Annotated in this window: 11 protein-coding genes and 1 pseudogene; 5 read left to right on the top strand and 7 right to left on the bottom strand. The window is 60.6% G+C overall.

The genetic code is table 11. The features are described 5' to 3' along the window. Nucleotides 1-238 precede the first annotated feature (238 nt). Nucleotides 239-931 (top strand): TetR/AcrR family transcriptional regulator, encoded by a 693-nt coding sequence (locus ACLH0J_RS22930; protein ID WP_411389162.1) that lies wholly within the window; start codon nt 239-241, stop codon nt 929-931. A gap of 40 nt (nt 932-971) precedes the next feature. Here the strand turns inward: ACLH0J_RS22930 and ACLH0J_RS22925 are convergent, their stop codons facing one another. Then, nucleotides 972-3,008 (bottom strand): FAD-dependent oxidoreductase, encoded by a 2,037-nt coding sequence (locus ACLH0J_RS22925; protein WP_411389161.1) that lies wholly within the window; start codon nt 3,006-3,008, stop codon nt 972-974. Between the two features lie 158 nt (nt 3,009-3,166). Between ACLH0J_RS22925 and ACLH0J_RS22920 the strand changes: the two genes are divergently transcribed. Further along, nucleotides 3,167-4,063, top strand: a complete 897-nt coding sequence (locus tag ACLH0J_RS22920) for a glycine betaine ABC transporter substrate-binding protein (protein ID WP_411389160.1) — start codon at nt 3,167-3,169, stop codon at nt 4,061-4,063. Nucleotides 4,064-4,111: 48 nt separating this feature from the next. Here the strand turns inward: ACLH0J_RS22920 and ACLH0J_RS22915 are convergent, their stop codons facing one another. Both ACLH0J_RS22915 and ACLH0J_RS22910 read right to left on the bottom strand, forming a co-directional pair. Then, complete coding sequence (locus ACLH0J_RS22915) at nt 4,112-5,794, bottom strand: AMP-binding protein (protein WP_411389159.1); 1,683 nt, start codon at nt 5,792-5,794, stop codon at nt 4,112-4,114. A gap of 189 nt (nt 5,795-5,983) precedes the next feature. Then, entirely contained in the window at nt 5,984-6,922 is a 939-nt protein-coding gene (locus ACLH0J_RS22910; RefSeq protein WP_411389158.1) for a LysR family transcriptional regulator, read from the bottom strand. Nucleotides 6,923-7,031: 109 nt separating this feature from the next. Here ACLH0J_RS22910 and ACLH0J_RS22905 point away from each other — a divergent pair, with 109 nt between their 5' ends. Both ACLH0J_RS22905 and ACLH0J_RS22900 read left to right on the top strand, forming a co-directional pair. After that, nucleotides 7,032-8,531, top strand: a complete 1,500-nt coding sequence (locus ACLH0J_RS22905) for a CoA-acylating methylmalonate-semialdehyde dehydrogenase (protein ID WP_411389157.1) — start codon at nt 7,032-7,034, stop codon at nt 8,529-8,531. 267 nt (nt 8,532-8,798) lie between these two features. Beyond that, nucleotides 8,799-11,348, top strand: coding sequence for a hypothetical protein (locus tag ACLH0J_RS22900; protein WP_411389156.1), 2,550 nt, complete (start codon nt 8,799-8,801; stop codon nt 11,346-11,348). A 62-nt stretch (nt 11,349-11,410) separates the two neighbouring features. Here ACLH0J_RS22900 and ACLH0J_RS22895 read toward each other — a convergent pair whose 3' ends face one another. The 4 genes from ACLH0J_RS22895 to xylA form a co-directional block, all read right to left on the bottom strand. Further along, nucleotides 11,411-12,547 carry a sugar ABC transporter permease gene (locus ACLH0J_RS22895; RefSeq protein WP_411389155.1) on the bottom strand — a complete coding sequence of 379 codons (1,137 nt, stop codon included), beginning with the start codon at nt 12,545-12,547 and terminating at the stop codon, nt 11,411-11,413. Then, complete coding sequence (gene xylG / locus ACLH0J_RS22890) at nt 12,548-14,101, bottom strand: D-xylose ABC transporter ATP-binding protein (RefSeq protein WP_411389154.1); 1,554 nt, start codon at nt 14,099-14,101, stop codon at nt 12,548-12,550. Then, nucleotides 14,098-15,099, bottom strand: a complete 1,002-nt coding sequence (gene xylF / locus ACLH0J_RS22885) for a D-xylose ABC transporter substrate-binding protein (RefSeq protein WP_411389153.1) — start codon at nt 15,097-15,099, stop codon at nt 14,098-14,100. Before xylF ends, xylG begins: the two co-directional genes overlap by 4 nt. Nucleotides 15,100-15,230: 131 nt before the next feature. Beyond that, nucleotides 15,231-16,547: a xylose isomerase gene (gene xylA, locus ACLH0J_RS22880; protein WP_411389152.1), complete on the bottom strand. Its 1,317-nt coding sequence runs from the start codon at nt 16,545-16,547 to the stop codon at nt 15,231-15,233. Nucleotides 16,548-16,804: 257 nt separating this feature from the next. Here xylA and ACLH0J_RS22875 point away from each other — a divergent pair. Continuing rightward, nucleotides 16,805-18,183: pseudogene (locus ACLH0J_RS22875) on the top strand (PAAR domain-containing protein). Nucleotides 18,184-18,653 lie beyond the last annotated feature (470 nt).

Raw genomic sequence — 18,653 nt, 5'->3', positions numbered from 1 at the left:
GGCTGATCTTCGGTTGGGTGAGGCTTTTTTCTTATGCGAGCGATGGGCGCTCATTGTCGAACTCTAGACCAGGGTGCAAGGGCTATCTATGAAAAAGCCGATATCTCGGAGGATCAGGCAAGGATTCAAGAGGATTGAGCGAGGGCGAGGCGCAATGTACGCATCTGTACCTTTTCTGTGCGCCTTGCCGCTTGGCGTGTAGAGTGGCCGCTCATGCTCAACGAGAGGTAAACCCCGGATGTCTGCACCGGAAAAATCGCGAGGCAAGGCCCAGGACACAGGTTGGAGAGGCTCGGTCGATGTATGGCTGGATGCCGCTTACGACGCGTTGAAAGAGTCGGGCATCGATGCGGTGCGCGTGATGCCGCTGGCCAAGCAGTTGGGGCTGTCGCGCACCAGTTTCTATTGGTTCTTCGAGGACCGCGAGCAACTGCTCGACGCGTTGCTGAGCCGCTGGCGCGAGAAAAATACCGGCAGCCTGGTGCAGCAATGCGAGAACTACGCCGAAAGCATCAGCGAAGCGATTCTCAACGTCTTCGAGTGCTGGTTGAACCCGCAGTTGTTCGACTCCCAGTTCGAGTTTGCCGTGCGCAGCTGGGCCATGCAGTCAGCCGAGGTCAGCGCAGAAATCGCGCGGGCGGACGACACCCGCATCAACGCCTTGACCGGGATGTTTCGGCGCTTTGGCTACGATGAAGAGGCGGCGGACGTGCGCGCCAGGACCCTCTACCTGACGCAGATCGGCTATATCTCGATGAAAACCACCGAGGACGTGGTCGTGCGATTCCGGCGCATTCCCCACTATGTGGGCGTGTTCACCGGCAAAGCGTTGAAGCGCCGCGAGCTGGATCGCTTCTACGGCAAGTTCGGCTACGCCGAAACCTCGCCCGGGGTGTTCGTGCCATTGGCCGACACGTTCGAGGCATCCTGACGGCGAGCTTGCCCGCGCAAGCTCGCGTCGCACGTGAGGGCTACAGGTCCTTGACCAGCCGCAGCGCATCGTAGATCGCCGCGTGGGTATTGCGCGCCGCCACCGCGTCACCGATGCGGAACAGTTGGAAGCGGCCCTCGGGGTGGGTCACGATCGCTTGCGCATTGCCCGCAATCAGGTCGTGCTGCTCGACAGCACCGCCGTTGCTTGAGTGCGGGCGCAGGTCGAAATACAGGTCATCCAGGGGCAGCGTGCCGTGGTTGACCACCACCTGGTCGACCACCCGCTGCTTGTGTACCTGGCCATAGTCACTGCCGAAGGTGACCAGCAGCCGACCGTCATGGCGTTGCACTTTGTCGACCCGATACGTCACGGTAAAGGTCACCTCCAGGTCCTGCAGGCTGCGCATATAGGGCACCAGGTTCATGGCCATGACTTCGGGGGCGAACGCACGATCCGGGGTGACAATCTCCAGCGTGGCCCCGCTTCGGGCAATCACTTCAGCCGCTTGCAGGGCCGCATGGTCGCCCGCGTCGTCGAACACCAGCACATGGCGCCCCGGTTTGACGTCCCCGGAAATAATGTCCCAGGTCGACACCACCAGCTCATTGCCCGCGGTCAGCACCTCGGTGTGCGGCAGGCCACCGGTGGCGACGATCACCACGTCCGGCTCATGGGCCAGCACCGTTTCGGCTTCGGCCCAGGTATTGAAGTGGAAGGTCACGCCCAGGCGTTCGCACTGGCTCATGCGCCAGTCGATGATGCCGATCATCTCGCGGCGTCGTTCGCTGAGGGCGGTCAGGCGGATCTGCCCGCCGGGCTGGGCCGCCGCTTCCATTACCGTCACCGCGTGCCCGCGCTCTGCGGCCACCCGCGCCGCTTCAAGCCCGGCGGGACCGCTGCCAATAACCAGCACCTTGCGCTTGACCGTCGCCTTGGCAATCTCATGGGGCATGCTGGTTTCCCGGCCGGTCGCCGGGTTGTGGATGCAATAGGCCGCGCCGCCCTGATAGATGCGGTCCAGGCAGTAATTGGCGCCGACACAGGGGCGAATGTCGTCTTCGCGCCGCTCGATGATCTTGCGCACGATGTGCGGGTCGGTCATATGGGCGCGGGTCATGCCGACCATGTCCACCTTGCCCGAGGCGATGGCATAGCGGGCGGTGGCCACGTCGGGGATTTTCGCCGCGTGGAAGGTCGGGAAACCGGTAGCCGAGCGGATCTCGCCGACGAAATCCAAGTGGGGCGAGTTGCGCATGCCCTGGATCGGAATCACATCGGTCAGGCCCGCATCCGTGTCGATGTGCCCGCGCACCACGTTGAGGAAGTCCACCAGCCCGCTGTCCTTGAGCATGTGCGAGACCTGCAGGCCCTCGCGGGCGTCGAACCCGCCCGGCAGGGTCTCATCGCCGGTGTAGCGCACCCCCAGCAGGAAGTCTTCGCCGACGCGCTGGCGAATGCCGCGCAGGACGTCGAAGGTAAAGCGCATGCGGTTTTCCAGCGAGCCGCCATACGGGCCGTCGAGGTCATTGGTGAGCGGCGACCAGAACTGGTCCATCAGGTGGCCGTAGGCTTGCAGCTCCAGGCCGTCCATTCCGGCCGCTTGCATGCGTTCGGCGGCGTCCACGTAGTCCTTGATGATGCGCTCGATGTCCCAGTCTTCCATCTTCTTCGGGAAGGAGCGGTGCGACGCTTCGCGACGGTGCGAGGGCGAAACCACCGGCAGCCAGTCGGCCTTGTCCCAGCGCGTGCGCCGGCCCAGGTGCGTGAGCTGGATCATCACCGCCGCGCCGTGTTCATGGCATTCGTCGGTCAGGTCCTTCAACCAGCCGACCACTTCGTCCTTATACGCCAGCACGTTGTTGAACACCGGCGGGCTGTCCCGCGACACCGCGGCAGAACCGGCGGTCATGGTCAGGGCCACGCCGGCCCTGGCGCGTTCGACGTGATACGCGCGGTACAACGCCTGCGGCATGCCCTCCACCGGATAGGCCGGTTCGTGGGCGGTGGTCATGATCCGGTTACGCAAGGTCAGGTGCTTGATTTTATAAGGCTGCAGCAGGGGATCGCTGGACATCGTCGCGTACTCCGTAGTGGGCATCATCAGGCTCGGCGATGTGAAATTAGGGTAAATGTACATAGGTGTCAACAATGGTCGACATGCATGTACATTTTGATTGCGCAGCCCGTGCAGCGTCGATAAGATCGCGATCACCACCCCTAGGAGGACGCCTGATGAATGCCCAAGTGCTCTATCGGAAAAAAGCCTGTGCCTACCTGCTCGGCGTTGTACTGAGTGCCAGTGCACTGTTCAGTCACGCTGAGGAAAAACAGCCGGTGCGGATCGGTTGGGTGAACTGGTCAGACACGGAAATCACCGTGAAGCTCGCCAGTACTGCGTTGCAGGAACATCTCAAGCAGCCGGTCAAACTGGTGATGGCCGACATCGGCATCCAGTTCCAGGCGTTGGCCAATGGCAACATCGACCTGATCCCCATGGTCTGGCTGCCGGGCACCCATAAAGCGTTCTATGACAAGTACAAGGACCGGCTCGAAGACCTTGGCGTGCTGTACGAAGGGCGCATCGGCATGGCGGTGCCCACTTCCGTGCCCATCAGCGAGGTGGCCAGTGTCGAAGACTTGAACAAGCCGGGCATCCGCGAAAAATTCGACGGCAAGATCTACACCTCGGAGGTCGGCAACGGCCAGTACAAACTCACCGTCAAGGCCATCGACGACTACAAGCTGGCAGGCTACAAACTGGTGGGGTCGTCGGAAAGCGGCATGCTCAACGAGCTGGATCGCAACCTCAAGCGCGACAAATGGTCATTGGTCAACGCCTGGAGCCCCCATTGGATGTTCTCCAAATGGTCGTTGCGCTACCTGGATGATCCGAAGAAGATTTTTGGCGGTGCCGAGCAGATCCACGCGATGGCTCGCAAGGGGTTCAGCGCGCAGCATCCTGATGTGGCGTATTTCTTTGCGCATTTCTCCATCCCCCAGGCCGACCTTGAAAACCTGATGATGCAGGCGCGGCAAACCACCGCGGATCAGGCGGTGGCGGCGTATTACGCGGCCAACAAGCCACGGTTTGAGGGCATGTTCGAGCCGGCCAGCACGGCATCGCGCTGATAGGCGGGCGGGCCCGGCGGTGCCTTCACGGGCGCCGCCGGGGTTGTCTCAGGCGAAATCTTCCTCGAAGTGTTCGTGCTCGCCCCGGGTATCGCCCTGGCGTCGCACCACCTCCATCTGGCGCAATTCCACCCGGCGGATCTTGCCGGAAATGGTCTTGGGCAGCTCGACCACAAATTCGATCCGCCGCACCCGCTTGTACGGCGCCAGATGCTCACGGGCAAAGGCCAGGATATGGCGGGCCAGCTCGGCGCTGCCGGGGGCGTCGTGGGCCAGGATCAGGAACGCCTTGGGCACCGCCAGGCGCAACGGATCCGGGCTGGGCACCACGGCCACTTCCATCACCGCCGGATGTTCGATCAGCGCGCTCTCCAGCTCGAAGGGGCTGATGCGGTAGTCGGAGGCCTTGAACACGTCATCGGCGCGGCCCACGAAGGTGATGTAGCCCTCGGCGTCGACCTGCGCGGTGTCGCCGGTGCGGTAGTAACCGTCGCGCATCACTTCGGCGGTTTTTTCCGGGCTGTCTTCGTAGCCCAGCATCAGGCCGAGGGGGCGCACCGCCAGCGCCAGCGCGACTTCGCCTTCAGTGCCCGGCACGCCATCGGCGTCAAGCAGCACCACCTGGTAGCCCGGCAACGGACGGCCCATGGACCCCGGCTTGAGCACCTGGCCCGGCGTGTTGCCGACCAGTGCAGTGGTTTCCGACTGGCCGAAACCGTCCCGCAGCGGCAAGCCCCAGGCGTGCTGGATCTGCTCGATGATTTCCGGGTTCAGCGGCTCGCCAGCGCCCACCAGTTCGCGCAGGTTCAGGCGCGACCGGTAACTGGCCAGGTCTTCCTGGATCAGCATGCGCCACACGGTGGGCGGCGCGCACAGGCTGGTCACGCGGTAACGCTCCAGGGCGGCGAGCAAGGCCGGCGCACTGAAGCGTGCGACGTTATGAATGAAGATGCACGCGCCGGCATTCCACGGCGCGAACAGGCAGCTCCAGGCATGCTTGGCCCAGCCCGGCGACGAGATGTTCAGGTGCAAGTCGCCCGGTTGCAGGCCGATCCAGTACATGGTCGACAGGTGGCCGACCGGGTAGCTCTGGTGGCTGTGCAGCACCATCTTGGGTTTGGAGGTGGTGCCGGAGGTGAAATACAGCAGCATCGGGTCGGTGGCCAGGGTGCGGCCTTCGACCTCGAACTGCTCGGGGTACTCGAACGCGGCGCGGTGCGCGACCCAACCGGCAGGCGCGGTGCCCACGCAGACGCGGCTGCAGCCGTCGCCCAGCCCGTCGAACTTGCCCACATGCGCCTCGCCGACCACCAGATGCCGCACCTGCCCGCGCTCGATGCGGTCGCGCAGGTCGTCGGGGTTGAGCAGGGCGGTGGCGGGAATCACCACGGCGCCGAGCTTGAAGGCCGCGAGCATGGTTTCCCACAGCGCCACGTCGTTGCCGAGCATCAACAGCACACGTTCGCCCCGGCGCACGCCGAGGGCGCGCAGGTGGTTGGCGACCTGGTTGGAGCGAGCGGCCAGTTGCGCGAAGCTGTAGCGCTGCTCGCTGCCGTCCTCTTCGACGATCCACAGCGCATCGGCCGCATTGCCCTCGGCCATGGCATCGAAGTAGTCCAGCGCCCAGTTGAACTCACTCAACTGCGGCCAACGGAAATCCCGTACGGCAGTGGCGTAGTCGGTGCGATGGGCGAGCAGAAAATCCCGGGCAGCCAGGAAGGACTGGGTCATGGTCGGTGTCCTTAATTATTGTTGTGGGGACTGACCCCCCGGTTCCACCAGGAGGCTGGACCGAGTATAGGCACGCATAAATCAGAGCAAAACGCTCAAAAACACCGGTGCGTTGTGCAAAAAAGTCATGGGGGCGGTCTTGGGTTTTTCGCCCGCATGCCCGTTTGCGCACATGTGCGGCTCAGTGCTTCAGCCGTTGAAGCGAAATCCACCCGCCAGCGTGTCCTTCAAATAGCCGACCAGCGCCGTCACCGACTTTGGCACATGGGGCGAATACGGGCGGATCAGGTAGATCTCATCGGCAAACGCGCCCTTGAGCGTCCAGCCCGTGAGCACCTGCACCAACTGACCGCTGGCCAGTGCGGCCTGGGCGCTGAAGTCCGGGAGCAGGGCGATTCCCAGGTGATTGAGTGCGGCGTCGCGCAGGGCTTCGCTGTTGTTGGTGGCGAAGCTGCCGGCAATGGGCACGGTCAGGCGTTCGACCTGTTTGCTGCCGCGCTCGAAGGTCCATGCCGGCTGGTCGGCGCCGCGCGGGTAGAACAGGCAGTTGTGGGCGCTGAGGTCGCCCGGCTCGCGGGGTTCGCCGTGGCGTTGCAGGTAATCGCGGGTCGCGACCAGCACCGAGCCGGTGTCGCACAGCTTCCACGCCACATGGGTTTCCGGCACCTGGAAGCCATGGCGCACCGCCAGGTCGTAGCCCTCGGCGGCCAGGGAACTCAAGGCGTCCGACACGTCCAGTTGAATGCGCACCTGCGGGTACTGCTGCAGGAACGCGGACAAATGCGGCACCAACTGTTGCCGGGCGAATGCCACGGGAGCGGTCAGGCGCACCAGGCCGCGAATCTCCCCGGCCGAGTCGCGCACCGCCGAGAAACTGCGCGCGATGTGTTCGTAGGCGCTGCGCACTTCGCGGGTCAACGACAGGCCGGCGTCGGTGAGGCGCACGCTGCGGGTGGTGCGGGTGACGAGTCGCGTGCCGGTGGCTTTTTCCAGGTCGGAGATGCGCTGGCTGACCGCCGACTTGCTCACCCCCAGGCGCGCGGCGGCGGCGGTGTAGGTGCCGTGTTCTTCCAGCACCGAGAGCCAGTGAATGTGGGTCCACAGCCCTTCGATTTCAGATTTTTCCATGGGGGTATTGTTCGCATATAAGGACAATAAGTTCTGGATTCTGCTCTGGTTTGGAACAAAACCAAAGCCTATCGTGTGTCCCAACGCTACCCACCTGGGACCTATTGCCATGATCACCACCCTTGAGCACTACATCAACGACCAGCGCGTGAGCCGCGATGATCGCTATCAGGACGTGTACAACCCGGCCACCGGCGCAGTGACCGCCCGCGTCGCCCTGGCCAGCCGCCAGACCGTCGACGAAGCCGTCGCCGCCGCCCAGGCCGCGTTTGCCGACTGGGCCGACACGCCGCCGATCCGCCGCGCCCGCGTGCTGTTCCAGTACCTGCACCTGCTGCGCGAGCGCAAGGACGACCTGGCGCGCATCATCGTCGCCGAACACGGCAAGGTCTTCACCGATGCCCAGGGCGAAGTCGACCGTGGCATCGACATCCTCGAATTCGCCTGCGGCATTCCCAACCTGCTCAAGGGCGAACACTCCGACCAGGTCTCCCGTGGCATGGACAACTGGACGATGCGCCAGCCCCTGGGCGTGGTGGCCGGCGTCACGCCGTTCAACTTCCCGGTAATGGTACCGATGTGGATGTACCCGATTGCCATCGCGGCGGGTAACACCTTCATCCTCAAACCCAGCCCGACCGACCCGAGCGCGTCGCTGTTCATGGCCGAGCTTTTGCGTGAAGCCGGCTTGCCCACCGGCGTGTTCAACGTGGTGCAGGGCGACAAGGAAGCGGTGGACGCGCTGATCGAACACCCGGACGTCAAGGCCGTGAGTTTCGTCGGCTCTACCCCGATTGCCCAATACATCTACGAAACCGGCGCCCGGCACGGCAAGCGCGTCCAGGGCTTGGGCGGCGCGAAAAACCACATGGTGGTGATGCCCGACGCGGACATCGAAAAAACCGTCGACGCGCTGATGGGCGCCGCCTACGGCAGTGCCGGCGAACGCTGCATGGCCATCTCCGTGGCGGTGCTGGTGGGTGATGTGGGCGACAAAGTCATCGCCGCCCTGACCGAACGGGCCAAGCAACTGCGCATCACCGACGGCCGCGACCTCAAGGCCGAAATGGGCCCGATTGTGTCCCGCGCCGCCCTGGAACGCATCAGCGGCTATATCGAACAAGGCGTGCAAGCCGGCGCGCAGTTGCTGCTGGACGGGCGCGACTATGTGCCGACCGAGGCCGGTCTGGAAAACGGCTTCTGGCTCGGCGCGACGCTGTTCGACCACGTCACCCGGGAGATGAGCATCTACCGCGAAGAAATCTTCGGCCCGGTGCTGGCCTGCGTGCGCGTGAAGGACTTTGGCGAGGCGATAAAGCTGGTCAACGACCACGAATTTGGCAACGGCGTCAGTTGTTTCACCCGCGACGGCCACATCGCCCGCGAATTTGCGCGGCGCATCCAGGTAGGCATGGTCGGCATCAACGTGCCGATCCCGGTGCCGATGGCCTGGCACGGCTTTGGTGGCTGGAAGAAGAGCCTGTTCGGCGACATGCATGCCTATGGCACCGAGGGCGTGCGTTTCTACACCAAGCAGAAGTCGATCATGCAGCGCTGGTCGGAGAGCATCGAGCAAGGCGCGGAGTTTGCGATGCCCGTCTCCAAATGACAGCCTAAGGAACACAGAGAAACCCATGTGGGGGCTTGCTCCCGATGGCGGAGTGGCAGTCACTGCTTGAGTGCCTGAACCAACGCTATCGGGAGCAAGCCCCCACATTTTTTTGTCCGTGGTCAGGCAGTGGTCCTTGAAGGGGTCAATATTCTGCCATCGTGCAATGGAACAATTTCTTACCTCTGTGCCACACAAGGAGGACAAATCTACCGCTGTGTTTCCTTCCGCGGTTGAGAGAACATTCCACTAGCGTGATGATGAATAATGACCACCAATATTCTTACACTTCCTACCGATCGTCATTGGGCCAGAGACGTTGAAGGGGGCGCAGAAACAAGGGGCCGTCGCACCAAACGATCCGTTGGTTCTCACGCAGTGGACAACAGTGAGGCGCCCAAATCAGCATCAGGGCCCTCGGCAGCCAATCCGCTTCAGGTCACTGGCGGCTCATCGGCCCATGCGGGCAAAAATAATGCTCCCACAGAACTCAGCAAAAGCTCCGTGAGCTGGGTGAGTTTTCAGCACGGTGTCAACCTGGCCGAGGCCATCGAGCCGGGCTCTTCGAAGCGGATGACCCAGGATGAACTGATCGCCTTGCCCGGTAAAATGAGTGCTATGGCGGTTACACCCGAGCAAGAGCTTTTTGTTGCGTCGACACGCATTGGCCCCGCACTGGAATGGGCCGTTGCCAATGGCGTTCTTGAAGAGAAAACCGACTTTTCGCAAACGGACATTCAAAAAGCCCTTGCCGCATTGGATCAGCATCTTGAAAAGGTGGCGGGTGCAATCGGTAGCCTCTCTACCCCCATGCCAATGAGGAAGGATTATTTCACTGGGACACAACTCGTATCGCCCATCAAAGGCCATGACGACCCAGATAATAAAAAATATCCGGTGGCTATTTACGATGACCAAAAATTCGGGGAAGACTTCAAAGCTGATCTGGCGACCAAGAAAACCGCCTACGCAACGATAATCCAATACACCCTGTCAACGCTTTCCCCGGCGGATCAAATGGCCATAGCGCACGGTGAAGTCGGTGTGTATGCAATGAAGTCGCCGGGAGAGGGCGGCGAGCTTGAGCGCAGTACGTTCTTGATTAAAGCCGTTCACAAAGGAAAGACAACGGTATATGAAGTCAACCCCGAGCGGGGGACCGTGATTAAGCGGGATAACTATGTCGGCATATTCGAGGGCCACAGTGTCATCGGAAAACAACGTTTACCCGACGGCAGTTATTCGAACGCATTCACCGCGTGGCCAAAACCCAGCATTCAAGGGCAGCGGTATGAGACGAAAGTTGATCGGCAAGCGGGCGCTCGACCGGACAATACGCCTTTTTTCGCCCAACTTTATACGTTGGAACCATTGGCGATAATTCCGCCACCTGCGCAAGGCAGTGCCGCAGAGCCAAACCACCAGGCACAATTCGTGGAGCGTGCCGGCCAGATCGGCACGAAGGTGTCCGAAACACTGTTTTATATGAAGGATCTGGATTTGCTGTACAAGGCAGAGGAGGATCCGGAGCGCGTCACTGAAGCTGAGAAAGCGGATAGAGACAACTATCAAACATTTAAGGAAGACAGGGAGAAGCGTCGTGAAATCCTTAAAGGTTTCGTGCCTTTTTGGCGCGGTATTGAGGCAATAGTTGCGGGTCGCCCGCTCGAAGGAATAGGCCAAATATGGATTGATCTTCTTTCACTCATGCTACCTGTTGAACAAGTTGCTGCTGGCCTTACGAGGGGGGCTATCCGACTGGTTAAACCCATCATCCCGAAGTTCTTGAAACCGTCGGTAAATTTTGCGAGTTACAGCCTTAAGCCTGGCGTTGCCGGGGTTAAATGGGAAGGCGGCGTACAGGGTTTGACGTGGGCACCCAATGCTTCCAAAAAAGCCGCTCAGGGCATTGAACAGTTTAAGGTTACCGCCGGTCCGTTGCCCCGCAGTCAACCGGGTGTAAGGCAGATTGAGCTGAACGGTGTGAAATATTTCGTTTCCGGAAAGCCTGATGCCGGCGATGGTATGCACTATGTGTTACGCGTAGAAAAACCTGATGATCCAACAAAGTTAGTCAGCAGCGGGAAAATTGCCAAGCCTGATGACGCAGGTGTATGGAGGAGAAGAGGCGTAGAGGGCGGCGGGAAGATATCGCAGGCGTTTTCGCAAAAATATAGAGACGCACGCAAAGAACTGGCTGCCGTTGTGGAAAAACACAATCATTCAGGTGACGCGCTCACCGAGCAGCAGAAAGACGAATTCACACAGACACTCACTAAACTTATCGGAGAAAGTAATGCGGATAACTTTGAGCATGTGGGTACTTATATTCACGCTGACTCAGACTTCGTCAATCAGCCCCTGCGTGCGAATCGGCGTACGCCGGAACTTGAAGAGTTTTTGCGTGAGTTTGACCAATTAAAGCCTTATGAGGGCAAGGCGTATCGTTCGGCGTACGTCACCCCAGAGGGCGCAAGTAGGATTAAAAATGGCGTAGGCAAAGTCTTCAAGGATCCTGGCGTACAGTCCGCCTCGGCGACCGCACACAATTCAGTGGAGTGGGAAGGCTGGGCGAAAGGCGTTGCAAAAGGTCATGGGGATGCCACTCAGCAGGTCGTCTACGTATTTGATGAGTCCATACCGAAAAAGAACTTATCGACTAGTTTCTTGAAAGATCACGTCGCGATAGGCGCTGGCCAGCCCATGAAAGTAATGGCTGTCCAGGAGCAGGGTGGAAAGTTGTTCGTCTATTTTTCGGCTCCCTCTGAGGTCCCTGGACATATCTACAATATTTACGATGGCGCCAAGATTTATTGACGTCGTGTGCTTCCAGCATGGTCATGATCATCCCCACATCCAGTGAGAATGATCGTTGCTGCTTACCGCCGCCCGGCCCGCGTACTGACATCCACCCACACCGCCAGCACTAAAATGCTGCCCTTGACGATCATCTGCCAGTAACTGTCCACGTCCAGCATCGACATGCCGTTATCCAGGCTGGTAATCACCAGCGCCCCGAGCAGCGCGCCGTACACCGTGCCCGAGCCGCCGCGCATGGAGGTGCCGCCGATAAAGCACGCGGCGATGGCGTCGAGTTCGCCCATGTTGCCCGCTGACGGTGAACCGGCGGCGAGGCGGGCGGTGTTGACCAGGCCGGCGAGGGCGCACATCACGCCCATGATGCCGAAGATCCACAGTTTCACCGCCTGTACGTTGATGCCCGACAGGCGCGTGGCTTCCATGTTGCTGCCCACCGCATACACGCGGCGGCCGAACACGGTCTGGCTGGTGACGTAGCTGAACACCCCGAGCAGCACCAGCAACAGCAGCACCGGCACCGGGATGCCGTCGTAGCTGTTGAGGGTGGTGACGAACCCGGCGAGCACCGCGCCGATCACCACCACGCGCAGCACGTCGCGTATCAATGAGTGCGCGGCCAAGCCATGCAGCGCGCGGTTGCGCCGTTGTTTCCAGGTGAGGAACAGGGTCAGCGCGAACAGCAAAACACCGAGCCCCACCCCCACGTGATGCGGCAGATAGCCCTGGCCCACATACACCAGCGACGGCGACACCGGCGCAATCGTGGTGCCGCCGGTGATGCCCAGCAGAATCCCGCGAAACGCGAGCATGCCGCCCAAACCGACGATAAACGAGGGGATGCGCAGGTAGGCGGTCATGTAGCCATTGGCCAAACCGATCATCAAGCCGCACAGCGCCACCAGGCTCAGGTTGGCCAGCAGCGGCAGGTGATAGACCACGTCCAGAATCGCCGCAAGCCCACCCAATAACCCTAGCAACGAACCCACCGACAAATCGATCTCGCCGCTGATGATCACCAGCACCATGCCGCACGCCAGAATCCCGGTGATCGACATCTGCCTCAGCAGGTTGGACAGGTTGCGCGGGGTGAGGAAACCGCCCTCGGTCTGCCAACTGAAAAACAGCCAGATGAACGCCACGGCGATCACCAGGGCGAGCATTTTGTAGCGGGTGAATAGCTGTTTGAGCTGATTCATCTAAGCGGTCTTCCGATCATTATTATTTTGGCTGAGCGCGGCGGCGAGCACCTGTTCCTGGGTGAGCCCCTCGTTGATGAAATCGCCGCGCAACTGGCCGTCGCCGATCACCAGCACGCGGTTGGACACGCCGAGCACTTCGGCCAGTTCCGAGGAGACCATGATGATCGCCACGCCTTCGGCCGCCAGCGCGCCCATCAGCTTGTAGATCTCGTACTTGGCGCCCACGTCCACCCCGCGCGTGGGCTCGTCGAGGATCAGCACCTTGGGCTTGGCCATGAGCATTTTCGCCAGCACGGCCTTTTGCTGATTGCCCCCGGACAGGCTGGTGATCGGCAGGAACGGGCTGGCGGTCTTGAGGTGCATGCGCGCGATTTGCTGGTCGATGCTGCACAGTTCGGCTTCGGCGTCGATGCGCGTCAGGTGTGCGTAGGTGTCGAGCACCGCCAGGGTGATGTTCTGGCCCACGCCCAGGTCGGGAATGATGCCTTGGCGCTTGCGGTCCTCGGGCACCATGCACAGCCCGGCGCGGATCGATTTGAGTGGCGTGCGCGTGTCGATCAGTTGGCCATCGAGCCAGACTTCGGCGCTGTAGCGACCGGGGTAGGCGCCGAACAAGGCCGAGACCAACTCCGTGCGCCCGGCGCCGACCAGCCCGGCAATGCCGAGGATTTCCCCGCGCCTGAGCACGAAGGAGATGTCGTCCACGCGTTTGCGCCTGGGGTTGTCGACGTCGTAGCAGGTGACGTGGCGCGCTTCGAACATCACCTCGCCGATTTCATGGGGCTCGGTGGGGTAGAGGTTGCTCATTTCACGCCCGACCATCTGCGTGATGATCCGCGGGATATCCATGTCGGCCATGGCGGTGGTCGCGATGTGCTGGCCGTCGCGGATCACCGTGATGGTGTCGCATACCGCCGCCACTTCATCGAGCTTGTGGGAGATGTACACGCAGGCCACGCCCTTGGCCTTGAGGTCACGGATGATATCGAGCAACACCTCGATTTCCGAGCGGGTCAGGGCCGAGGAGGGCTCGTCGAGGATCAGCAGGCGCGCCTGTTTATTCAGGGCCTTGGCGATTTCCACCAGTTGCTGGTAGCCGCCGCCGTACTGCGACACCGGCAGCGCGACGTTCATGTCCGGCACTTTGAGCTCGCGCATCAGTGCTTCGGCGCGGTGGATCATCGCCGGGTAGTTCATGCGTCCGCCGGGCAGGGTCAGTTCGTGGCCCATGAAGATGTTTTCGGCCACCGACAGGTCGGGCACCAGGGTCAGTTCCTGGTGAATGATGACGATGCCGGCGGCCTCGGTTTCGCTGATCGACTGGGCCTTGAGTGGCTGCCCGTCCCAGAGAATTTCGCCGTCCCAGGTGCCATGGGGATAGACCGCCGACAGCACCTTCATCAAGGTGGATTTACCGGCACCGTTCTCGCCGCACAGGCCGACACATTCCCCCGGCCGCACCTTGATGTCGATGCCGTTGAGCGCGTTGACACCGCCGAAGCGTTTGACGATGCCGTTCATTTGCAGCAGGTAGTCGGCCATGGCGGTCATTGGCCGCCGATCTGCTCTTTGGTGTAGAACCCGTCTTTCTCCAACAGGTCGATATTCGCCTTGGTCAGCGGGGTCGGGGTGAGCAGGATGGTGTCGACTTTCTTGCTGCCGTTGTCGTATTGCGAGCTGTAGGTGGGCTTTTCATTGCGTGCAAGCTGCACCGAGAGCTTGGCGGCTTCGGTGGCGATCAGTTTGAGCGGTTTGTACACGGTCATGGTCTGGGTGCCGTCGATCACGCGCTTGACGGCGGCGAGGTCGGCGTCTTGCCCGGAGATCGGCACCTTGCCCGCCAGCTTCTGCGCGGCCAGGGCCTGGATCGCACCGCCGGCAGTGGCGTCGTTGGAGGCGACGATGGCGTCGATTTTGTTGTCGTTCCGGGTCAGGGCGTTTTCGACGATGCTCAGGGCTTCGGTGGGGTTCCATTCCTTGACCCATTGCTGGCCGACAATCTTGATATCGCCCTTGTCGATGGCCGGTTGCAGCACCTTCATCTGGCCTTCGCGCAGGACCTTGGCGTTGTTGTCGGTGGGCGCGCCGCCGAGCAGAAAGTAGTTGCCCTTGGGCGCCGCTTGCAGCACGCCGCTTGCCTGCATCTCGCCGACTTTTTCGTTATCGAAGGAGATATACGCGTCGATGTCGGCATTGAGGATCAGGCGGTCATAGGACACCACCTTGATCCCGGCCTTCTTGGCTTCGGCGACGGCGTTGGTCAATACGGTGGCGTTGAACGGCACGATGACGATCACATCGACGCCGCGGGAGATGAGGTTTTCGATCTGGGAAATCTGTTTCTGCTCGTTGGCATCGGCCGACTGCACGAAGACCTTGGCATCGAGTTTCTCCGCCGCTGCGACGAAGTAATCACGGTCGCGGGACCAGCGTTCCAGGCGCAGGTCGTCGATGGAAAAACCGATTTTCGGATGGGCGGGGTCGGCCATCACCGGCAGGGCGAGCAGGGCCAGGGCAGTGGCGAGGAGGGTGCGTTTAAATGACTTCATGGTGGTGCGTCCTTTTATTGTTGTTGGAAAGACACAGCGTGATGCGGATAGAACTGTAGAGCGTGCTTCGACGCCTTGTGCATAGATTTGTCGCGCAAATGTCACCGCCGCGATCCCTTGTAGGAGCGTAATCAGGTGTAGATAAACCGATTCACGATGCCCTCCAGCATCTCTTGCCGACCACTCACGGCCTGGGGGTTGAGCTCATGGGCAAACGCATGTTCGGCCAGGGATGCCAGGCTGAATTCGCCCGCCAGGACCGCCTGGCCCAACGGTTGCTGCCAGCCGGCATAGCGCTGGTCCTTGAACTGCTGCAACCGGTCGTTCTGCACCATCGCCGCGGCGCGTTCCAGGGCCAGGGCGAGTACATCCATGGCGGCGACATGCCCGTGGAACAGGTCGATTTCGTCCAGGCTCTGGCGGCGCACCTTGGAGTCAAAGTTATAGCCGCCATTCTTGAAACCGCCAGCCTTGAGGATTTCGTAGGTGGCCAGGGTCATTTCCTCGACGCTGTTGGGGAACTGGTCAGTGTCCCAGCCGTTCTGCGGGTCGCCGCGGTTGGCGTCGATGCTGCCGAAGATGCCCAGGGACACGGCGGTGGCGATTTCATGATGAAAACTGTGCCCGGCCAGGGTCGCGTGGTTGGCTTCGATGTTCACCTTGATCTCGTGTTCCAGGCCGTATTCATGCAGGAAGCCGAACACCGTGGCGCTGTCGTAATCGTATTGGTGCTTGGTCGGTTCCTGGGGCTTGGGTTCGATCAACAGGTCGCCCTTGAAGCCGATCTTGTATTTGTGTTCCACCACCATGCGCATAAAGCGCCCGAGCTGTTCGCGCTCGCGCTTGAGGTCGGTATTGAGCAGGGTTTCATAGCCCTCGCGACCGCCCCACAACACATAGTTGGCACCCTTGAGCCGCAGCGTGGCGTTCATTGCGCTGCACACTTGGGCGGCGGCGTAGGCGAATACTTCCGGGTCCGGGTTGCTCGCGGCGCCGGCGGCAAAGCGCGGGTTGCTGAAGCAATTGGCGGTGCCCCACAACAGCTTGACGCCGGTCTGTTCCTGGTGGCGCTCCAGGTGGTCGACCATCTGCGCGAAGTGGTTGCGGTATTCCTTCAGCGAGCTGCCTTCCGGCGCCACATCGGTGTCGTGAAAGCTGTAGTAATCAATGCCCAGCTTGGAGAAAAACTCAAAGGCCGCCTCCGCCTTGCCGATGGCCAGGTCCATCGGCTCGCCGCTGCGCTGCCACGGACGCTTGAAGGTGCCCACGCCAAACATGTCCGCGCCGGGCCACACGAAGGTGTGCCAATAACAGGCGGCCATGCGCAGGTGCTCGCGCATCGGTTTGCCGAGGATCAGTTTGTTGGCGTCGTAGTGGCGAAAGGCGAGCGGGGCGTCGCTGGCGGGGCCTTCGAAGCGAACCTTCTCGACACCGGGGAAGTACGTCATGGCGTGTTCCTTATTGTTCTTGGCGGTGTCTGGATACTAGCAACGGCGCTGGGCTTGCCGATTATGAAAATCACCAAGGCGTAGTGCGATTTTGAGTCATGGGTACTGGTCGGCGCGTTGTGGGTATTTCTGTAATCAAACCCTTACCTTATTTGCGGAAGCGTCCGACTTTACGCCCAGTAATTGCCTCTTCAGAGTTCGGCTCGCCAGTCAGTGTGACGGTGTGGCGGAATGTCCCATTGGATAAGGATTCTGAAATGAGCATCGGTTATTTCATTGGTCTGGGTGACAAAACGACGTGCGGGGGGGAGGTGCTGGACGGCGATAGCAGCGTCAACCTGTATGGCCTCCTTCATACCTGCGAGGGGGACCGCGTCACGTGTGGAAGGAACGGAGAAACGTATCGCATCGTTGGCGGTATTTCACATATCAACAGCCGTGGCAGGCGTATGGCCGGCACGCTGGATAGTTTCAGCGGTTGCCCTTGCCAAGCCACATTCATTCCCTCGGTTCACACCGCTACTTACAGCAACAAGGGCTATGAAGCGCCAGCCACGAGTCGCCCGATCGCGTCGCAACCGTCGGCCTATGGCCCTTCGCACGCTTCGGCAGCCTCTGCCGTTAACGGGCTGACGGGCGAGGAGCCCGGTTTCTATATCGTGCCCAACAGCATGAGCCGCGAGGCATTGGAGAGCCTGCTTTTCCCCGTGCCCGATCCTGCTGTAATGAGGAAATTTCAGGCCCTCAACCCTAAGACCAGCAACGTCAAAGCTGGCTCGATGATCGTACTCAGTGATCCAAACAACACCTCCTGTACCTATCAGGAAGCGCAGCTTATGCAGGCTGCTCAACAGGTGAAGCAGCCCTTGATCCTCTTACGCCGGACGAGGCCGACTTCCTGTACCGACACGGTGCAGAAATCGCCAGTTTTATCGGCCATTCCTCAACGTGGCTTGGTGTCAGCGCGGTAGTGATGGACACCCATCTGGCCAATCTGCGCAACACCCTGCAAGCCATCGAGCGCTTGCATCAGGAACAGTATCGGCAGCACGGTCACCTCAAGTCGCCGCAGTTCTTCGCCGAGCGCCAGCGGCTGCTCGTCCAGTTGGACGCGCACCTGCTGAACTCCACCCGCCTGCGTGGCCAGACGACGCTGGGTGATCATCCCAAGTTGAAAACCGCGCTGGGTATCTCCAGTCGCAGCCTTGTGCATCATTGGGACAAGGCGGGTGGGCCGGGGCAGATCCCGGGGTATTGCGCTCATGTGGAGGCGGTTAGTCGTGCTACCCAATACATGAAGATGGGAGGGTATATCGGGATTGGAATTGGTGGAGTGGCTTCGGTGTTGGCTGTTCAGCAGGTGTGTAACGGTGGCTCTGCGCAGGCTTGTGAGAGGGTCAAGTTTACTGAAAGCGGTAAATTTGCTGGAGCCACACTGGGTGGTGCTTGGGGTGGAGTGATAGGTCAACTTGCCAGTGCTCCCATCTGCTTGGCACTTGGTGTGGCAACAGGTGGTATTGGAGGGGTCGCCTGTGTCGCGGCCATAGTCGGGACTGGCGCATGGGTGGGCACGACGATCGGTGGTGCCGGAGGGGAGGAAATTGGAGAAAAACTGTACGAGAAAACGACGCAATGACGACGCAGGAAATTTGGAAATCCTGGCCCGCTATCTGGTTTTTAGTCGGGCCTTTTCTGCTCGAACTCGGGAGTATCGCGTACAGCTTGTATCTGAGTCATCGTCACTTGGACGCGATAAAAGAGGCATTGAAAAACAGTCGCTATATTTATCTTTGGGGGCCGAGTTTGGGAAATCGTGGCTTGATTTGGTCCTTGTTGGAGATGGCAAAAATCACTGGGATGATAACGATGCCAAGGGTATATATCCGCCTTGGTGACTTGAATCCTATCGATCATGAAAACTTTCCCCTTTACCTTAAGCGTTTACTGAAAATCCATTTAATAATGATAATGGGTACTGGTGTTTGGCTAGTGAGTGTATTCGTACTTCTAAAGGTCCAGTAACTTGAGCGGGCCTCACCCGAGGCCCGCTATCAGGACTGACCTAATACGCAACCCATCGCGCAGCCAAATCATTGAGATCTCCAA

It is taken from the genome of Pseudomonas sp. MPB23 (assembly GCF_046605395.1).
Lineage (GTDB): Bacteria > Pseudomonadota > Gammaproteobacteria > Pseudomonadales > Pseudomonadaceae > Aquipseudomonas.
The sequence above is the reverse complement of the archived record's forward strand: the minus strand, read 5'-3'. Positions and strand labels throughout refer to the sequence as shown.